Here is a 16439-nt window from a genome sequence, read left to right on the forward strand (position 1 = left end):
GGCGATCAGTCGATCGAGTAGGCGAGGTTGGGGCGGAGCCAGCGCTCCACCTCGGCCATCGGCAGACCGCGGCGGGCGGCGTAGTCCTCGATCTGGTCGCGGCCCAGGCGCCCGACCGTGAAGTACTTCGCCTCCGGGTGCGCGAAGATCAGGCCACTGACCGCGGCTGCCGGGGTCATCGCGAACGACTCGGTCAGGTGGACCCCGATGGCGTCGGTGCCGAGCAGGCGGAACAGGTCACGCTTCTCGCTGTGGTCCGGGCAGGCCGGGTAGCCCAGCGCCGGGCGGATGCCGCGGAAGCGTTCGGCGTGCAGGTCCGCCAGCACCGGCTGGGCGTCCGGCTCGAACCAGTCGCGGCGGGCCTTGAGGTGCAGGTATTCCGCGAAGGCCTCGGCGAGCCGGTCGGCCAGCGCCTTGACCATGATGGCCCGGTAGTCGTCGTGCTCGGCCTCGTAGCGGGCGGCCAGTCTGTCGGCGCCGTGGATGGCGACCGCGAAGCCGCCCAGGTGGTCCCCGGAGTCGGCGATGTAGTCGGCCAGGCAGCGGTTGGCCCGGCCGGCCGGCTTCTCGGTCTGCTGGCGCAGCATCGGGAAGGACGAGCCGTTCTCCAGCAGGATGTCGTCGCCGGAGGAGTGCGCGGGCCAGAACCCGTACAGGCCCCGGGCCTGGAACGAGCCGTTCGCGATGATCTCGTCGAGCATGGTGTTGGCGTCGTCGAAGAGTTCGCGGGCGACCGGCTGCTCCAGGATCGCCGGGTACTTGCCCTTGAGTTCCCAGGCCAGGAAGAGGAACTGCCAGTCGATCATCGTGCGGAGCTCGGCGATCGACGGCGCGGCCTCCCGAACGCCGGTGAAGGCGGGCGTCGGGAGCGCGGAGAAGTCGACCTTCTCGCGGTTGGCGCGGGCCTGGGCGAGGGTCAGCAGCGGCTGCGAGTGCCGCTTCTCGTGCTGCTCGCGCAGCCGCTCCTGCTCGTGCCGGTTCGCCTCGTCGAGTTTCACGGCGCGTTCCGGGTCGAGCAGGTCGGAGACCACGCCGACCACCCGGGAGGCGTCCAGCACGTGCACGGTCGACCCGTCGTACGCCGGAGCGATCCGCACCGCCGTGTGCTGCTTGGAGGTGGTCGCCCCGCCGATCAGCAGCGGCAGTTTGAGCCCGCGGCGCTGCATCTCGGCGCCGACCGCCACCATCTCGTCGAGTGACGGCGTGATCAGGCCGGACAGGCCGATCGCGTCGGCCCCCTCGGCGACCGCGGTCTCCAGGATCTTCGCGGTCGGCACCATCACGCCGAGGTCGATCACCTCGTAGTTGTTGCAGCCCAGCACCACGCCGACGATGTTCTTGCCGATGTCGTGGACGTCGCCCTTGACCGTGGCGAGCACGACCTTGCCCTGGCCGCGGGAGCCGGCCTCCTTCTCGTCCTCCATGAAGGGCAGGAGGTAGGCGACCGACCGCTTCATCACCCGGGCGCTCTTGACCACCTGGGGCAGGAACATCTTGCCGGAGCCGAACAGGTCGCCGACCACGCCCATGCCGGTCATCAGCGGGCCCTCGATGACGTCGAGCGGCCGGGGCAGTTTCTGCCGGGCCTCCTCGGTGTCGTCCTCGATGAAGTCGACGATGCCGTGCACCAGGGCGTGGCTGAGGCGTTCCTCGACCGGTGCCTCGCGCCAGGAGAGGTCGACCTCGCGCTTGGCGCCGCTGCCGGTGACCGTGGAGGCGAAGGTGACCAGCCGGTCGGTGGCGTCCGGCCGCCGGTCGAAGATCACGTCCTCGACGAGTTCCAGCAGTTCGGCCGGGATGTCCTGGTAGACGGCGAGCTGGCCGGCGTTGACGATGCCCATGTCCAGGCCGACCTTGACGGCGTGGAAGAGGAACGCCGAGTGCATGGCCTCGCGGACGATGTCGTTGCCGCGGAAGGCGAACGACAGGTTGGAGATGCCGCCGCTGGTACGGGCGCCGGGACAGCGCTCCTTGATCAGCGGCAGCGCCTCGAGGAAGTTCTTCGCGTAGCCGTTGTGCTCGGCGATGCCGGTCGCCACCGCCAGCACGTTCGGGTCGAAGATGATGTCGGTGGGGTCGAACCCGTCCTCGACCAGCAGGTCGTAGGCGCGACCACAGATCTCGACCTTGCGCTCGGTGGTGTCGGCCTGGCCCTGCTCGTCGAAGGCCATCACCACCGCTCCGGCGCCGAAGTCGCGGATCCGGCGGGCGTGCGCCAGGAACGGCTCGGGGCCCTCCTTCAGGCTGATCGAGTTGACCACGCCCTTGCCCTGGACGCATTTGAGGCCGGCCTCGAGGACGCTCCACTTCGAGCTGTCGATCATGACCGGGATCCGGGCCACCTCGGGCTCGGTCGCGATCAGGTTGAGGAAGGTGGTCATCGCCCGCTCGCTGTCGAGCAGGTCGGCGTCCATGTTCACGTCGAGCAGGTTGGCGCCGCCGCGGACCTGTTCGAGGGCCACGTCGACGGCGGCCTGGTGGTCGTCGGCCTCGATCAGCCGGCGGAACTTCGCCGAGCCGGTGACGTTGGTCCGCTCGCCGATCATGACGAAGCCGGTGTCCGGGCCGATCGCGAACGGCTCGAGGCCACTGAAGCGGGCGGTCGGCGCCGGCGGGTCGATCACCCGGGGCGCGCTGCCGGCGACCGCCTGGGCGATCGCGGCGATGTGTGCCGGGGTGGTGCCGCAGCAGCCGCCGACGATGTTGACCAGGCCGTCGGCGGCGAACCCGGCGAGCAGCTCACCGGTCTCGTCCGGGGTCTGGTCGTAGCCGCCGAAGGCGTTCGGCAGGCCGGCGTTCGGGTGCGAGGCGACGTACACGTTCGACAGGCGGGCCAGGTCGGTGACGTGCGGGCGGGCCTCGGCCGCGCCGAGTGCGCAGTTCACCCCGACGACCAGCGGCTCGGCCCGTTCGATCGAACGCCAGAACGCCTCGACGGTCTGGCCGGAGAGGGTGCGCCCGGACAGGTCGACGATCGTGACCGAGATCCACAGCGGCAGCTCCGGCGCCACCTCACGGGCCGCTGCGATCGCCGCCTTCGCGTTCAGCGTGTCGAAGATCGTCTCGATCATGAGCAGGTCGACGCCGCCCTCGGCGAGGGCCGCGATCTGCTCCGCATAGGAGGCCTTGACCTGGTCGAAGTCGACCGCCCGGTAGGACGGCTCGTCGACCCGAGGCGAGAGCGAGAGGGTCACGTTGAGCGGGCCGATCGAACCGGCCACGAACCGCGGGCGGCCGTCCCGGGCGAACGCCTCGTCGGCGGCCTGCCGGGCCAGGCGGGCGCCCTGCACGTTCATGTCGCGGACCAGGTGCTCCAGGCCGTAGTCGGCCTGGGCGATGCTGGTCGCGGTGAACGTGTTGGTGGTGGTGATGTCGGCGCCGGCTGCCAGGTATTGCCGGTGGACGTCGAGGATGACGTCGGGCCGGGTGAGGATCAGCAGGTCGGGGTCGCCGGTGACGTCCTTGGGGTGGTCGGCCGGGATCAACTCGTTGCGGTAGTCCTCCGGGGCCAGCCGGGCGCCCTGCAGCATCGTGCCCCAGGCGCCGTCCAGCACCAGGATGCGCTCGGCGAGCAACTCGCGCAGTTGGGTGACGGTCTGGGTCACGTGCACACCTCCGAGGTGAGTCGGAGGCGCCCTTGTGTCAGGGAGGTTCCCCGGTCGAGCGTGACGGGTGGCCCCGCTGCAGCGCCTCTCGGCCGGTCCCGTCAACGATACCCACTTCCTCACTTGGCATCGGCATACGCTCCAACCACTGAGACGTCCAGGGGAAAACGCACCGTAGTGTCACCGAACAGCAACCGGCCGGCCCGTGCCGCGCTGTCGTGGACCGCCGCGACCACGGCATCCGCCTGCCCGGCCGGGCAGTGCACCACGATCTCGTCGTGCACGAAGAGCACCAGTTCGGCGGCGGTGCCCTCGAGAGCGGTGCGCAGCGTAGCGATCATGACGAGCGCCCACTCCGCCGCAGTGGCCTGAATCACGAAATTTCGGGTAAAACGCCCGCGTGAGCGGCCCGGCTGCGGGGCCACCTCGTCCGGCGGATCCAGCCCGTCGAACGCCTCCCGCGACGCCGGCGGACACGTCCGGCCCAGCCACGACCGGACCAGCCCGCCGTTCTCCCCGGTGCGGGCGGCCGCCTCGACATAGTCGAAAGCGGTCGGATAGTGCCGCCGCAGCACCGCCAGGGCGGGCAGGGCGTCACCGCCGGTCTGCCCGTACATCGCGCCGAGCAGGGCCAGCTTGGCCTTGGCCCGGTCACCGGCGAACGAGTCGGTGGCCAGCGCCGCGTAGAGGTCACCGGCCGCGGCGGCGCGGGCCAGCCGGCCGTCGCCGGAGACCGCGGCCAGCACCCGGGGCTCCAGCTGCCCGGCGTCGGCGACCACGAACGTCCAGCCCGGGTCGGCGACCACGGCACGCCTGATCACTTTCGGCACCTGGAGCGCGCCGCCACCGCGGGCCGCCCAGCGCCCGGACACCACGCCGCCGGGAAGGTATTCGGACCGGAAACGGCCGTCGCGCACCCATGAATCGCACCAGGACCAGCCGTGCGCCGTCCAGATCCGGTAGAGCTCCTTGTAGTCGAGGAGCGGCGCGACGGCCGGGTGGTCGACCTGCTGCAGCACCCAGCGCCGCGTGCTGGGGATCTGCACGCCGGCCCGAGCGAACGCGCGGACCACCTCGGCCGGCGAGTCGGGGTGCAGGCCGCGCACCCCGAACGCGGCGTTGATCTCGGCGGTCAGCTCGGCGAGGCGCCGCGGCGGGCCCACCGGCTGCGGGGGCCCGAGCAGGTCCCGCAGGATCGCGTCGTGCAGGTCGGCGCGCCACGGCAGGCCGACGTGGCCCATCTCGGCCGCGATCAGCGCCCCGGCGGACTCGGCCGCGACGAGCAGCCGGAAACGGCCGGGCTGTCCGGTCGTGGCGACCCGGCGCTGCTGCTCGGCGTGGACCTCGAAGAGATCCGCGATCTCCACGGACGGCCGGGCGAGGGTCTCGAAGAGTGCCTCCTGGGCGAAGCCCGGCGGCTCGGCGTCGTGTCGCGGCGGGTCGGGCGGAACCGGCAGGCCCCGCAGGCGCGCCATCGCGGCGGCCACCCCGCGGGGCTCGCCCCAGCGCCCGTCGTGGCCGGAGAGCAACGCCTCGGTCAGCTCCAGGTCGTGGCACCGGGCCACGCGCACGCCGGCCCGGAGCAGCACCGGGTAGAGGTCGGCGGTGGACGCCCACACCCAGCGCGGATGCTCGGCGGCCTCCCGCTCGGCGATGGCCGCGGCCAGGTCGGCGACACGGACGACACCGACACCGGCAGCGGCAGCGGCACGACCACCGTCCCCCGCCGGGGACGCGCCGCCCGAGGGCCCGCCGGCGGAGAGATCCGCCAGCAGGCCACCCGGGCCACTGGGATCAGCCGTCACCGCAACAAGCACGGCGCCATTGTCACCCAGGGGTATGACACTTCAGTGCGGACCATTTCAGTACGGACCACTTCAGTGCGGGCTGACGTCAGTGCGCGCTGGAGTTCGCCCACAGGTTGATGCCGGACTCGGTGGCGTACTTGTCGATCTCGGCCAGCTCGTCCGCGGTGAACGTGGTGTCGCCCAGCGCGGCGACGTTGGCCTCCAGCTGGGTGACGCTGCTCGCGCCGAGGACCACCGAGGTCATCCGCGGGTCGCGGACCGCCCAGGCGATCGCCATCTGGGCCAGGCTCTGGCCGCGGCGCTCGGCGATGCCGGCCAGGGCCCGGACCTTGTCGAGGTTCTCGTCGCTGAGCAGGCCGGTGTCGAGGGACTTGTCGGCGCTGGCCCGGGAGTCGGTCGGAACGCCCTGCAGGTAGCGGTCGGTGAGCATGCCCTGAGCGAGCGGCGAGAACGCGATGCAGCCGGCGCCCTCGTGCTCCAGGGCGTCCAGCAGGCCGTCCTCGATCCAGCGGTTCAGCATCGAGTAGGACGGCTGGTGGATCAGCAGCGGCGTGCCCAGGTCGCGCAGGATCGCCGCGGCCTCGGCGGTCTTCGCCGGCGAGTAGGACGAGATGCCCGCGTAGAGCGCCTTGCCGGACCGGACGGCCGCGTCGAGCGCGCCCATCGTCTCCTCGAGCGGGGTGTCCGGGTCGAAGCGGTGCGAGTAGAAGATGTCGACGTAGTCGACGCCCATCCGCCGCAGTGACTGGTCGAGCGACGCGGTCAGGTATTTCCGCGATCCCCAGTTGCCGTAGGGACCGGGCCACATGTCGTAGCCGGCCTTGGTGGAGATGACCAGCTCGTCGCGGTGCGCCGCGAAGTCCGCCGCCAGGTGACGACCGAAGTTGGCCTCCGCGGAGCCGTAGGGCGGCCCGTAGTTGTTGGCCAGGTCGAAATGCGTGATGCCGAGGTCGAAGGCGCGGCGCAGAATGGCGCGTTGCGTCTCCAGCGGCTTGTCGTCACCGAAGTTGTGCCACAGCCCGAGCGAGATCACCGGAAGCTTGAGGCCGCTACGGCCCGTCCGCCGGTATTCCATGCTGCCGTAACGGCGTGCAGAAAAATCTGACATAAAACCTGAAATCCCTTTTTCTTGTACGAGTATTCGGGCCGAACCAGCATCGTCAGAGGGATTCGGCGTGCACCCGTAGATCAGCGCACCGTCACGGAAGCAGGGCCAGGTCCTCGGCCGTCAGTTCCAGATCCGCACCCGCCGCCGAGTCGATGATCGTCTCCGGGCGGCTCGACCCCGGAATCGGGATCGACACCGGCGACTTGGCCAGATGCCACGCGACACAGACGCGCTGCGGGCTCACACCGTGTTCGGCCGCCACGTCCGCGAACCCGCCACCGAGACCACCGGCCCGCGAGATCCCGCCCAGTGGCGACCACGGCAGGAACGCGATCCCCAGCTCCGTGCACAACTCCAGCTCCGGCTCGGACGAGCGGAACGCCGGGGAGAACTGGTTCTGCACCGCGACGAGCCGCCCACCCAGGATCTCCTGCGCCTGACGGATCTGCTCGGGATTCGCGTTCGAGATGCCCGCCATCCGGATCTTCCCGGCGTCGAGCAGGTCACGGATCGCGCCGATCGAGTCCGCGTAGGGAACCTTGGGGTCCGGCCGGTGGTGCTGGTAGAGGCCGATCGCCTCCACCCCGAGACGCTTCAACGACGCTTCACAGGCCTGCTTCAGGTAGTCCGGCGAGCTGTTCTTGGTCCAGCTGCCGTCGCCGGGGCGCAGATGCCCGCCCTTGGTCGCGACCAGCACGCCGGACGTGTCGCCGCCGTAGCTCGCCAGCGCTTGCGCGATCAGCGACTCGTTGTGGCCGACCTCGTCCGCGCCCACGTGGTAGGCGTCGGCCGTGTCGATCAGGGTGATCCCGGCGTCGAGGGCGGCGTGGATCGTACGGATCGACCGCTCCTCGTCCGGGCGTCCCTCGATCGACATCGGCATGCCGCCGAGACCGATCGCGCTGACCTCCACCTCACCGATGCGACGAGTCCGCATGTGATGCCTCCTCCTGCTAGTGGTGTCGTCCCTACCCTTCTCCCCCTCGATCCCCCACGTCCAACAGAAGAAACCGCTCGAATTCAGAAGCTAGAGTGCTCAATCGTGGAACTGCGGCATCTCGAGTACTTCGTGGCGGTCGCCGAGGAACGCCACTTCACCCGCGCGGCCGAACGGATGCGGGTCGCCCAGTCCGGGCTGTCCGCGTCGATCCGCTCCCTGGAACGTGAGCTCGACGCGGACCTGTTCGTCCGGCACACCCGGCGGGTCGAGCTGACCGACGCCGGCGAGGCCCTGCTCACCGAGGCGCACCGCACCCTGGCCAGCGCCGCGGCGGCCCGTGACGCGGTGGCGGCGGTCCGCGGGCTGCTCCGGGGCAACCTGTCGGTCGGCGCCGAGCAGTGTCTCGGCCTGATCGACATGCCGCCGCTGATCGCCGCGTTCCGCCGTGCCCATCCAGGGGTGGACGTCCGGTTGCGCTACGCCGGTTCCGGTCAACTGGTCGAGCAGGTCCGCCAGGGCCGCCTGCACGCCGGCTTCGTGGCGCTGCCCGGACCGGCCCCGGACGGGGTGCGCCTGATCCCGCTCGGCACCGAACCGATGGTCCTGATCTGCCACCCGTCACACCGCCTGGCCGAGGAGGAGATGGCGACGCTGGAGGACGTGCTCGGTGAGGACTTCGTGGATTTCAGCGCCGACTGGGGCGCCCGCCGGGTCAACGACCTGACCTTCGCCCGGGCCGGGGCCGAGCGCCGGGTGGTGGTGGAGGTGAACGACGTGCACACCCTGCTGGACTTCGTCCACCAGGGTCTCGGGGTGGCGCTGGTGCCGGCCCCGGTGACCCGCAAGTCCCAGGCGAAGGGCCTGCACGCGGCCGCGCTGACCGGAGTGGCGGTGGCCCCGAACTGGCAGGTGTCGGTGGCGGTGCCGGTCTCCACGCCGGCCGGCCCGGCCACCGAGTCCCTGCTGAACCTGGCCGTCCCCGGACGGGCCGCCGTCCCCGGACGGGCCGCGACTCCCCCGCCGTCCTGAGAGACCGGGAGCGGCGAGGGAGCCACGGGACGGTGCTTTACGCGTACCCCGGAAAGGGCTTGGTCATTTGACCGCGCCCGCGGTGAGACCGGCCTGGATCTGGCGCTGGAAAAGGGCGTAGACGGCGATCATCGGGATGATCGACAGGGTGAGGGCGGCGAAGAGCGTCGACCATTCGGCGTGATATCCGGCCTGCACGCTGATGTTCGCGATGCCCTGGGTGAGGACCCACTTGGAGTCGGCGCCGGCGCCCTGCATGATCGCGACCGGCAGGAGGTACTGGTTCCACTGGCCGACGATGTTGAAGATCGTGATGCTGATCAGGCCGGACTTCGCCATCGGCATCATGATCTGGAAGAACTTGCGGGTGTGCGACGCGCCGTCCATCGTCGCCGCCTCGTCGATCTCGTGCGGCAGCGACTTGAAGAACGCGGCCAGGAAGAACACCGTGAACGGCAGCGAGTACGAGATGTAGACCAGGATCAGGCCGGTGAACGTGTTGATCAAGCCGAGGTTCTTGAGGATGAAGAACAGCGGGGTGATCGCCATGAAGGTGGGGAACGCCAGACCGGAGACGAACAGGTAGTACAGGAAACGGTTGCCGCGGAACTGATAACGGGCCAGCACATAGGCGGCCATCGCACCGAGCAGCATGGTGCAGGCGGTACTGATCGTGACGACGAAGATGCTGTTCAGGAAGTACAGCCCGATGTGCGCCTCGGTCCACGCCCGGAAGTAGGTGTCCAGCGAGAACGTCTGCGGCAGGGCGAACGGCTTGCCGAGGAAGATCTCGGTGTTGCTCTTGAACGAGGCGAGCATCACCCAGATCAGCGGGCCGGCCGTGGCGATCGCCCAGGCCAGCAGGGCCAGGTGGGCCAGGCCGGTGAGCGCGTTGATCTCGCGGCGCACGGTGGTCTTCTTGTCCGGGACGGCGGTCGCCAGGGTCTCTGTGGTCATCATCGTCTCCGGATCAGACGGCGTCGCGCCGGGTGACGCGCAGGGTCAGCGCGGCGAAGGTGAGGGTCAGGAAGAACAGCGCCACGCCGAGCGCCGAGGCGTAGCCGGCCTGCGAGTACTCGAAGGCGTTGCGGTAGATCAGCATGGCGAGCACCGAGGTGGCGCCGTCCGGGCCGCCGCGGTCCACCGACATGATGTTGATCAGGGCGAAGCAGTCGAACGCGGCGATGCCCAGGTAGACCCAGGCGACCTGCAGCGTGTTCCAGAGCAGCGGGATGGTGATCCGGAAGAACAGGGTGATCCGGTTCGCGCCGTCCAGCTCGGCGGCCTCGTAGATGTCCTGCTCGATCGAGCCCATGCCGGCCGAGAAGAGCACCACGTAGAAGCCGACCGCCTGCCAGACCGCGACGGCCAGGATGCAGGTCAGCGCCCAGCGTTCGTCGGCGAGGAACAGCCAGGGGCTCCACGAGTCCGGGAACAGGCCGTTGAGCATGCCGCTCTCGTCGGTGGAGAACACCCGGCCGAAGATCACCGCGACGATCGCGAGGGCCATCAGCTGCGGGAAGAAGAAGATCACCCGGTATCCGGTGGAGCCCCATACGCCGCGGTTGCGCCCGCCGCCGACGTTCAGCAGGAAGGCGAAGACCAGGGCGATCGCGATCGTGATGATCGGCAGCAGGATCAGCAGGTAGAGGTTGTGCCCGACGGAACGCCAGAACAGGTCGTCGTTCCACAGCTTGACGAAGTTGTCGAAGCCGATGTATTCGATCGCGCCCAGACCGGACCAGTTGGTGAAGGCCAGCTGGAACGTCTGGATGTAGGCCGCGACGACGAAGGTGACGTAGAGCGCCACCGGCACGGCAAGGAAGCCGATGATGAAGGGGTACTTGCCGTGCCGCATGGCCCGTCTACTCCTCGTTTACGAAAAAAGCGGTCAGCTGCGGTTGAACTTGGTGATCGAGGAGTCGGCGGCGACCGCCTGCGCGGCGGCCTCCATCCGGTCGCAGAACTTCTTCGCGTCGTAGTCCTTGAACATCAGGTCGTTCGCGGCGATGCGGGACTCGTCGTCGAGCTTCTTGTACCAGGTGTCGAACAGGTAGCCCATGAAGATGTCCGAGCCGGCCTTGGTGATCGCCTCGCCGGCGCTGGTGAGTCCGGGCGAGATGGTCTGGCCGTCGGCCGCACCGGCCACCACGGTCAGCGACTTGGTCAGCTTGGTGAAGCCGAGCGCCGCCTCCTTGGAGAGCATGCCGCGCAGGTACTCCATGCCGCCACGGGGGTTCTTGCCCTTCGCGGCGACGAAGTAGATCTCGCCGGCCGCGGCGTTCAGGGCCGCCGCCGGGAGCTTGTCGGCGTCGGTGACGCTCGGGTACGGCGCCACCGCGTACTCGAACCCGGGCGGGGTGTCCTTGGCCTGCTCGTTCTCCAGCCAGGAACCACACGGGTAGAACGCCAGCTTGTCCTGGTTCTGCCGGAGCTGGACCTCGGTGTGCTTGAGGCCGAGGAAGCTCTTGTCCAGGTAGGTCTTGCCGATCCCGGCCCACGCCTCGGCGGCCTTGAGGACGGCGTCGTTGGTCCAGGCGCCGGCCTTCAGGTTGTCGATGTCCTTGAGGACCTGCTCGGTGCCGATCTTCCCGGCGCTCGTCATGATCGCGCGGACCATGTAGTACGACGCGTTCGCACCGGCGTAGCCGAACGGCGTGATGCCGGCCGCCTTGATCTTGTCGAGCAGGGCGGTGAACTCGGCCCAGGTGGTCGGGGCGGCCCAGTTGTTCTTGGTGAACAGCGCCTTGTTGTACCAGAGGCCGAACACGGTGTACGCGTAGTTCACCGCGTACGGCTTGCCGTTGTAGGTGCCCTGCTCGATGGCGCCCGGCACGAGCGTCTCGCCGACCGTCTTGCCCTCGACGTCCCAGGACGGGGCCGCGAACAGCTCGGTGAGCTCCTGGGCCTGTCCGGCGTTGACGACCGCGCCGAAGTCCATCAGCTTCGAACCCGAGTTGTTGATCATGTCGGGCGCGTCGCCGGCGTTGATCCGCGGCTGGATGACCGTGGAGACCTCCTGGGTGGCCGAGTAGGTCACCGCCGAGTCCGGCCACTTCTTGTTGTAGAGCGGGGTGTCGACGTCGGTCGCGTACTTGGTGCCCAGACCGCCGTCGAAGATGACGATCTCGAGGCCGGCCTTGGGGTCCACGCCGAGCGGGTTCTCCGCCGACTTCTCCCCGGTGGCCTGCTCGGGCGTCTCCTCGGAGCCTCCGCCGACGCAGGCGCTGAGCATGCTCACCGCCGGGATGGCGGCGAGGCCGACCGCGCCCGCACGGCGCAGCAGGGAACGGCGGTCGAGCTCGGAGTTCGTTATGTCAGCCATCGAAATCCTTTCGGGTCAACCCTTGACGGCGCCGGCCGTCAAACCGGTGGCGATGTTGCGCTGGATGAGAAGGAAGAAGACCACCACGGGAATCGATGTGATGATCGCACCCGCCATGAGAGGGCCCCAGGCGGTGCCTCGTTCGGTCTGGTTGTAGAGCAGCCAGGCCATCAGGTTCTGTTTCTGCGGGCTGTTCAGCGTGTTGATGATGATGAACTCGTTCCACGCCTGAATGAACCCGTAGACGGAGGTGGCCACCAGCCCGGGACCGGTGAGCGGAAGGATGATCTTCCAGAACACCTGGGGCCGGGAGCAGCCGTCGATCATCGCGGCCTCGTCCAGCTCCCGGGGGATGCCGGAGATGAAGCCGCGCAGCGTCCACACCGTGTATGGCAGCAAAAGCACCAGATAGGTCAGGGACACACCGATCAGACTGTTGGTCAGATTCGCCTTCTGCAACATGAGGAAGAGCGGAATCAGCAGAGCGAGGAACGGAACCAGCTGCACACCCAGCACGACCAGGATGATCGCCCGGCGGCCGTAGAACTGGAACCGGGCGATGGCCAGCGCCGCGAGGAAGCCGACGACCAGGGCCGCGGCCACCGCCATCGCCGTGATCAGCAGTCCGTTCAGCATGCTCGGCAGGAACAGCTCCTCGCCCAGCGCGGACCGGAAGTTGTCGAGCGTCGGGCTCGCCGGGAAGAACGTCGGGGTGAAGCTGCGTACCTCGCTGTCCGGCTTGAACGCCGTGTTCAGCACCCAGTACACCGGGAAGATCATGATCAGGCCGAAGAGGATGCCGGTGGTGTTCGCCGTCACCGTCCCGGCCCGGCTGCGGCCGACGGTGACGACGTCCTCGTCGTGGCGAGCCATCAGTCCACCTCCCCGATCTTGAACATCTGCCGGATGTAGAACACCATCACACCGAGCATCAACAGGACAGTGATCACCGAGATGGCTGACCCGTAGCTGTACCGGGATTGCCCGAACGCCTGGGTGTACGAGTACGTCGCCAGCGTCTGGTAGACCGGCTCCGGGTGGCTGTCGCGCAGCGCCCAGTTCTGGGTGAACAGGCCGAAGTTCCAGATCACCGACAGGGTGGTCACGATGGTCAGCAGCGGCTTGAGGATCGGCAGGGTGATGCCGCGCAGCACCTGCCAGGCGTTCGCCCCGTCCACCGTGGCCGCCTCGATCAGTTCCTTGGGCACCTGGGTCAGCCCGGCACTCAACGAGATCGCCAGGAACGGGATGCCGGCCCACACCACCAGCGTGGTGATCACCGCCCAGCCCTCCCACGGGTTGACGAACCAGCTGTGGTTCGCGAAGTCCACCCCGGGGATCTTGTCGATCAGGTAGTTGAGGACGCCGAAGTCCGAGTCGGTCAGCCAGCGGAACGCCTGGGCCGCCACCAGCTGCGGCAGCGCCCAGACGAACATCATCGCGATCATCATGAACAGCCGGACACCGCGCGTCACCCGGCGCATCAGCAGCGCGACGCCCAGCCCGAGCAGCACCGACACGGTCACCGAGACGACCGTGAACGCGGCGGTCCGCCCGACGACGCCCCAGAAGACGCCGTCGGTGAGGGCTTTCACGTACTGGTCGACGCCCGCCCACGGCGGGGCCAGGTCGGTGATCAGCTCCCGCAGCCGCATGTTCTGGAACGACAGCAGGATCATCCGGTAGAGCGGGTAACCCAGCAGTGCCAGCAGGATCACCAGGGTGGGCAGGGAGAGCAGCCAGGCGGCCCGGGCGTCCCGGTTGCGCCGCCGTGGCACGACGGTGTCGACGGCTGTCATGACGATCAGACCTCGTTGAGGGTGGCGGCGATCTGCTCGTCGGCCCACTTGGTGCCGTCGGCCACCGTCTTCTTACCGGTCAGGATGTCGGTCAGCATCGTCTGCAGGACGCTGGCCTTCTCCACGTCGGCCCACTTCTCCGCGTTCGGCGGGAACCAGCTGGCCTTGGCGGAGAGCGCGGACGGCGCGATCGCCGGGTTGTCGGTGGCGGCCTTGTCCAGCAGGGCCGTCGAGTTCGGCAGCGCGCTGGCCTTGATCAGGCCCTCCATCGACTTGGCGTCGGTGAAGTACTTGACCCACTGGGCGGCCAGCTCCTTGTTGGCGCTCTTCTGGGTCACGCCCAGGTTCGAGCCGCCGAGGAACGACGGGACCTCCGGCATCGGCGCGGCGGCCAGCTTGCCCTTCACCTTGGTCGGCAGCAGCGCCGAGTTCGGGTCGTTGGGGTCCTTGCGGGTCTCCTCAGCCGCGCCCTGCTCCCAGGCGTTGCCGTAGAACATCGCGCTGGAGCCCTGCGCGACGATCGCGCCCTGCTCGTTCTCGTTCTTGGTGACGTCGGCCTTCGAGTACTTCTTGACCAGGTCGACCCAGCGCTGCAGGCCCTCCTGCGACTGCGGGGTGGAGAGCTTGCCGACCCACTTGTCGCCCTCCTTGGCCGCGATGTCACCCCCGGTCGACTTCACCCAGGACATCGCGGCGTACCAGTACTGGCCCGGCATGTAGACGGTGTTGAACTTGCCGTCCGCGGCGTTCTGCGCCTGCACCTTGTCGGCCGCCGCCAGGAAGTCCGTGTAGGTCGCCGGGGCGGCCGTGACACCGGCCTTCTCGAACAGGTCGGTGCGGTAGATCAGCACCCGGGCACCGGCGTAGTAGGGCACGCAGTAGGTCTTGCCCTCCAGCTCGCAGGCGCCGGAGAGGCCGGACAGCCAGGTGTCGGAGTTCTCGAAGTCGCCCTTGTTCAGCTCGGCGAAGCCGCCGTTGAAGACGTACTTGGAGAACTCGGTGTTGCCGAGCTCGACCACGTCCGGCACGTCCGAGCCGGCCAGCGTCGCGTCCAGCTTCGTCAGGTGGTTGGCCCACTGCTGGTACTCGACGGTCACCGCGGCGCCGGTCGCCTCGGTGAACCGCTTGGTGGCGTCGTCGACGACGTCCTTCCACGCCGTCTCGGCATCCACCATCAGCCAGACCTTGATGGTCTTGCCCTTGCCGTCGACCGTGCCGGTCGCCGACGTGGCCCCTTCGTCCTCGGCCGTCCCACCGCAGGCGGCGGCGCCGAACAGTGTCGCGGCGAGCGCCGCGGCAACTGCGATCTTGCGCTTCACAGGTCCTCCCGGAGAGAAAAAATGCTGATCACTACTTCGCTGCCTTGTGCCCGTGGACCGCTTGCGCGGTCCGCTGGAAGGCGGCGTGTGAACGTTCGTGGGTCCGCTGCGCGACGGCGACATAGAGGAGATCGAGAACGACCAGCTGGGGATGCCGGGCGCTGAGCGCGTCAGGGCGGAACGTGGTCGCCTGCGTGGCGGTGAGCAGGACGATGTCGGCGAGCTCGGCCAGCGGGGAACGGGGGAAGCTGGTCAGCGCGATCGTGGTGGCGCCCCGGCTGTTCGCCTCGGCGAGCAGCTCGATCGTCTCGCCGGTCTCGCCACTGTGCGAGATGCCGAGCGCGACGTCACCGGGCCGGGACAGCGCGGCGGAGGCCAGACCGTTGTGCACGTCGGTCCAGGCCCACACCGGGATGCCGATGCGGTGCAAACTGAACTGCATCTCCTCGCCGACCAGCGCACTGCCGCTGGCGCCGAAGATGTTCACCCGGGGCGCGGCGGCGATCGCCACGGCGGCCCGGCCGACCTCGCCGAGATCGAGCAGCGAGGCGGTGTCGTGCATGGCCCGGGTGTCGGCGGCCATGATCTGCCCGAGCACCCGTTCCAGCGGGTCGTTCGGCTGGATCTCGCGGCCGATGTCGACGGTCCATCCGGCGGACCGCGCCCGGCCGGTCTCCGCGGCGATCCCGAGGCGCAGATCGGCGTAGCCGTCGAACCCGACCGCCCGGCAGAACCGGGTCACCGTGGCCGGCGAGGTGCCGCTGCGTTCGGCGAGCTCCACTATGGTCGCCCGGGACGCCCCGGCCGGGTCGGTGAGCACCTGCTCGGCGACCCGTTGCAGCGCTCCGGTGAACTCCGGGAGCAGCGCCCGGACGCGGAGCAGGACGCCGTCGTGCTCGAGTGATCCACCCCTGACCGGGCCCTGGCCGCGAGCCGGCGAGGCGGTCGCCGCGCCGGCCGCGACCCCGTTCATCTCCGGTTCAGCCATCGACACCCTTTCAGGAAGGACTGTTTACTGTCGCGGTAAAAGTTCTTACTAACCGCCCCTCCCTGTCAAGACTGTGAAGGAAGTTTTCAGATCGTTACCTGACCAGCGCGAATGAACGATTGTTTCGGCGGGCGCGGATGACGACCATCGATCCCCAAATGGCCGACATGACGTGACAGCCATCACATGACCGGTTTTCACCAGCTTTGTCATAGGCTTTTCGGGGTGCCGGGCTGACCTTTTCGATGATGCCTACATAGGCCGTTCGGCCGATCTCGCCTACGCTCCGAAACGTGTTCGTCACTTCCGAAACAAGATCAAAAACATTTTCGGGGGTACGCCGGGCAGCTGCCACTTCTGCCCGGAAGCGCCCGTTCACTCAGCCGGCCGTCCGGTCCGCCTCCGCCCGGAAACGCCCGTTCGCTCAGCCGGCCGTCCGGTCCGCCTGAGCACCGGCGCCCGCAGCCGGCTCGAAGGCGCGACTCAGCCATCACCGACAGCCCAGCCATGACCGACGA

The 16439-nt window shown here is 68.8% G+C and carries 12 protein-coding genes; 1 reads left to right on the top strand and 11 read right to left on the bottom strand.

What is annotated here, in order from left to right; genetic code table 11:
• Window positions 1-5 precede the first annotated feature (5 nt).
• The 4 genes from metH to QSK32_RS38655 all read right to left on the bottom strand — a co-directional run bounded on the left by metH (window position 6) and on the right by QSK32_RS38655 (window position 7458).
• Complete coding sequence (metH, locus tag QSK32_RS38640; protein WP_285474723.1) at window positions 6-3605, bottom strand: methionine synthase; 3600 nt, start codon at window positions 3603-3605, stop codon at window positions 6-8.
• 119 nt (window positions 3606-3724) lie between these two features.
• The gene (locus tag QSK32_RS38645; protein ID WP_285474724.1) at window positions 3725-5422 is read right to left on the bottom strand and encodes a bifunctional 3'-5' exonuclease/DNA polymerase; all 1698 of its coding nucleotides are present in this window, start codon (window positions 5420-5422) and stop codon (window positions 3725-3727) included.
• 76 nt (window positions 5423-5498) lie between these two features.
• The gene (gene mgrA, locus QSK32_RS38650; RefSeq protein ID WP_285474725.1) at window positions 5499-6521 is read right to left on the bottom strand and encodes an L-glyceraldehyde 3-phosphate reductase; all 1023 of its coding nucleotides are present in this window, start codon (window positions 6519-6521) and stop codon (window positions 5499-5501) included.
• A 91-nt stretch (window positions 6522-6612) separates the two neighbouring features.
• Entirely contained in the window at window positions 6613-7458 is an 846-nt protein-coding gene (locus QSK32_RS38655) for an aldo/keto reductase (RefSeq protein WP_285474726.1), read from the bottom strand.
• Between the two features lie 105 nt (window positions 7459-7563).
• Between QSK32_RS38655 and QSK32_RS38660 the strand changes: the two genes are divergently transcribed.
• Window positions 7564-8490: a LysR family transcriptional regulator gene (locus QSK32_RS38660; protein ID WP_045746981.1), complete on the top strand. Its 927-nt coding sequence runs from the start codon at window positions 7564-7566 to the stop codon at window positions 8488-8490.
• Between the two features lie 63 nt (window positions 8491-8553).
• Here the strand turns inward: QSK32_RS38660 and QSK32_RS38665 are convergent, their stop codons facing one another.
• From QSK32_RS38665 to QSK32_RS38695, 7 genes are read right to left on the bottom strand one after another with little or no spacing between them, the layout of a single operon-like run.
• Window positions 8554-9447 (bottom strand): carbohydrate ABC transporter permease, encoded by an 894-nt coding sequence (locus QSK32_RS38665; protein WP_045746996.1) that lies wholly within the window; start codon window positions 9445-9447, stop codon window positions 8554-8556.
• A gap of 13 nt (window positions 9448-9460) precedes the next feature.
• Complete coding sequence (locus QSK32_RS38670; protein ID WP_045746982.1) at window positions 9461-10348, bottom strand: carbohydrate ABC transporter permease; 888 nt, start codon at window positions 10346-10348, stop codon at window positions 9461-9463.
• Window positions 10349-10381: 33 nt separating this feature from the next.
• A complete protein-coding gene (ngcE, locus tag QSK32_RS38675; protein WP_045746983.1) occupies window positions 10382-11815 on the bottom strand; it encodes an N-acetylglucosamine/diacetylchitobiose ABC transporter substrate-binding protein in 1434 nt (477 codons plus the stop codon).
• Between the two features lie 15 nt (window positions 11816-11830).
• Entirely contained in the window at window positions 11831-12688 is an 858-nt protein-coding gene (locus tag QSK32_RS38680) for a carbohydrate ABC transporter permease (RefSeq protein WP_045746984.1), read from the bottom strand.
• Complete coding sequence (locus tag QSK32_RS38685; RefSeq protein ID WP_045746985.1) at window positions 12688-13614, bottom strand: carbohydrate ABC transporter permease; 927 nt, start codon at window positions 13612-13614, stop codon at window positions 12688-12690. Before QSK32_RS38685 ends, QSK32_RS38680 begins: the two co-directional genes overlap by 1 nt.
• A 5-nt stretch (window positions 13615-13619) precedes the next feature.
• Complete coding sequence (locus QSK32_RS38690) at window positions 13620-14933, bottom strand: extracellular solute-binding protein (protein WP_045746986.1); 1314 nt, start codon at window positions 14931-14933, stop codon at window positions 13620-13622.
• Between the two features lie 31 nt (window positions 14934-14964).
• Window positions 14965-15921, bottom strand: a complete 957-nt coding sequence (locus tag QSK32_RS38695) for a MurR/RpiR family transcriptional regulator (protein ID WP_045746997.1) — start codon at window positions 15919-15921, stop codon at window positions 14965-14967.
• Window positions 15922-16439 lie beyond the last annotated feature (518 nt).

Source organism: Actinoplanes sp. NBRC 101535 (assembly GCF_030269225.1).
GTDB classification, from domain to species: Bacteria; Actinomycetota; Actinomycetes; order Mycobacteriales; family Micromonosporaceae; genus Actinoplanes; species Actinoplanes rectilineatus.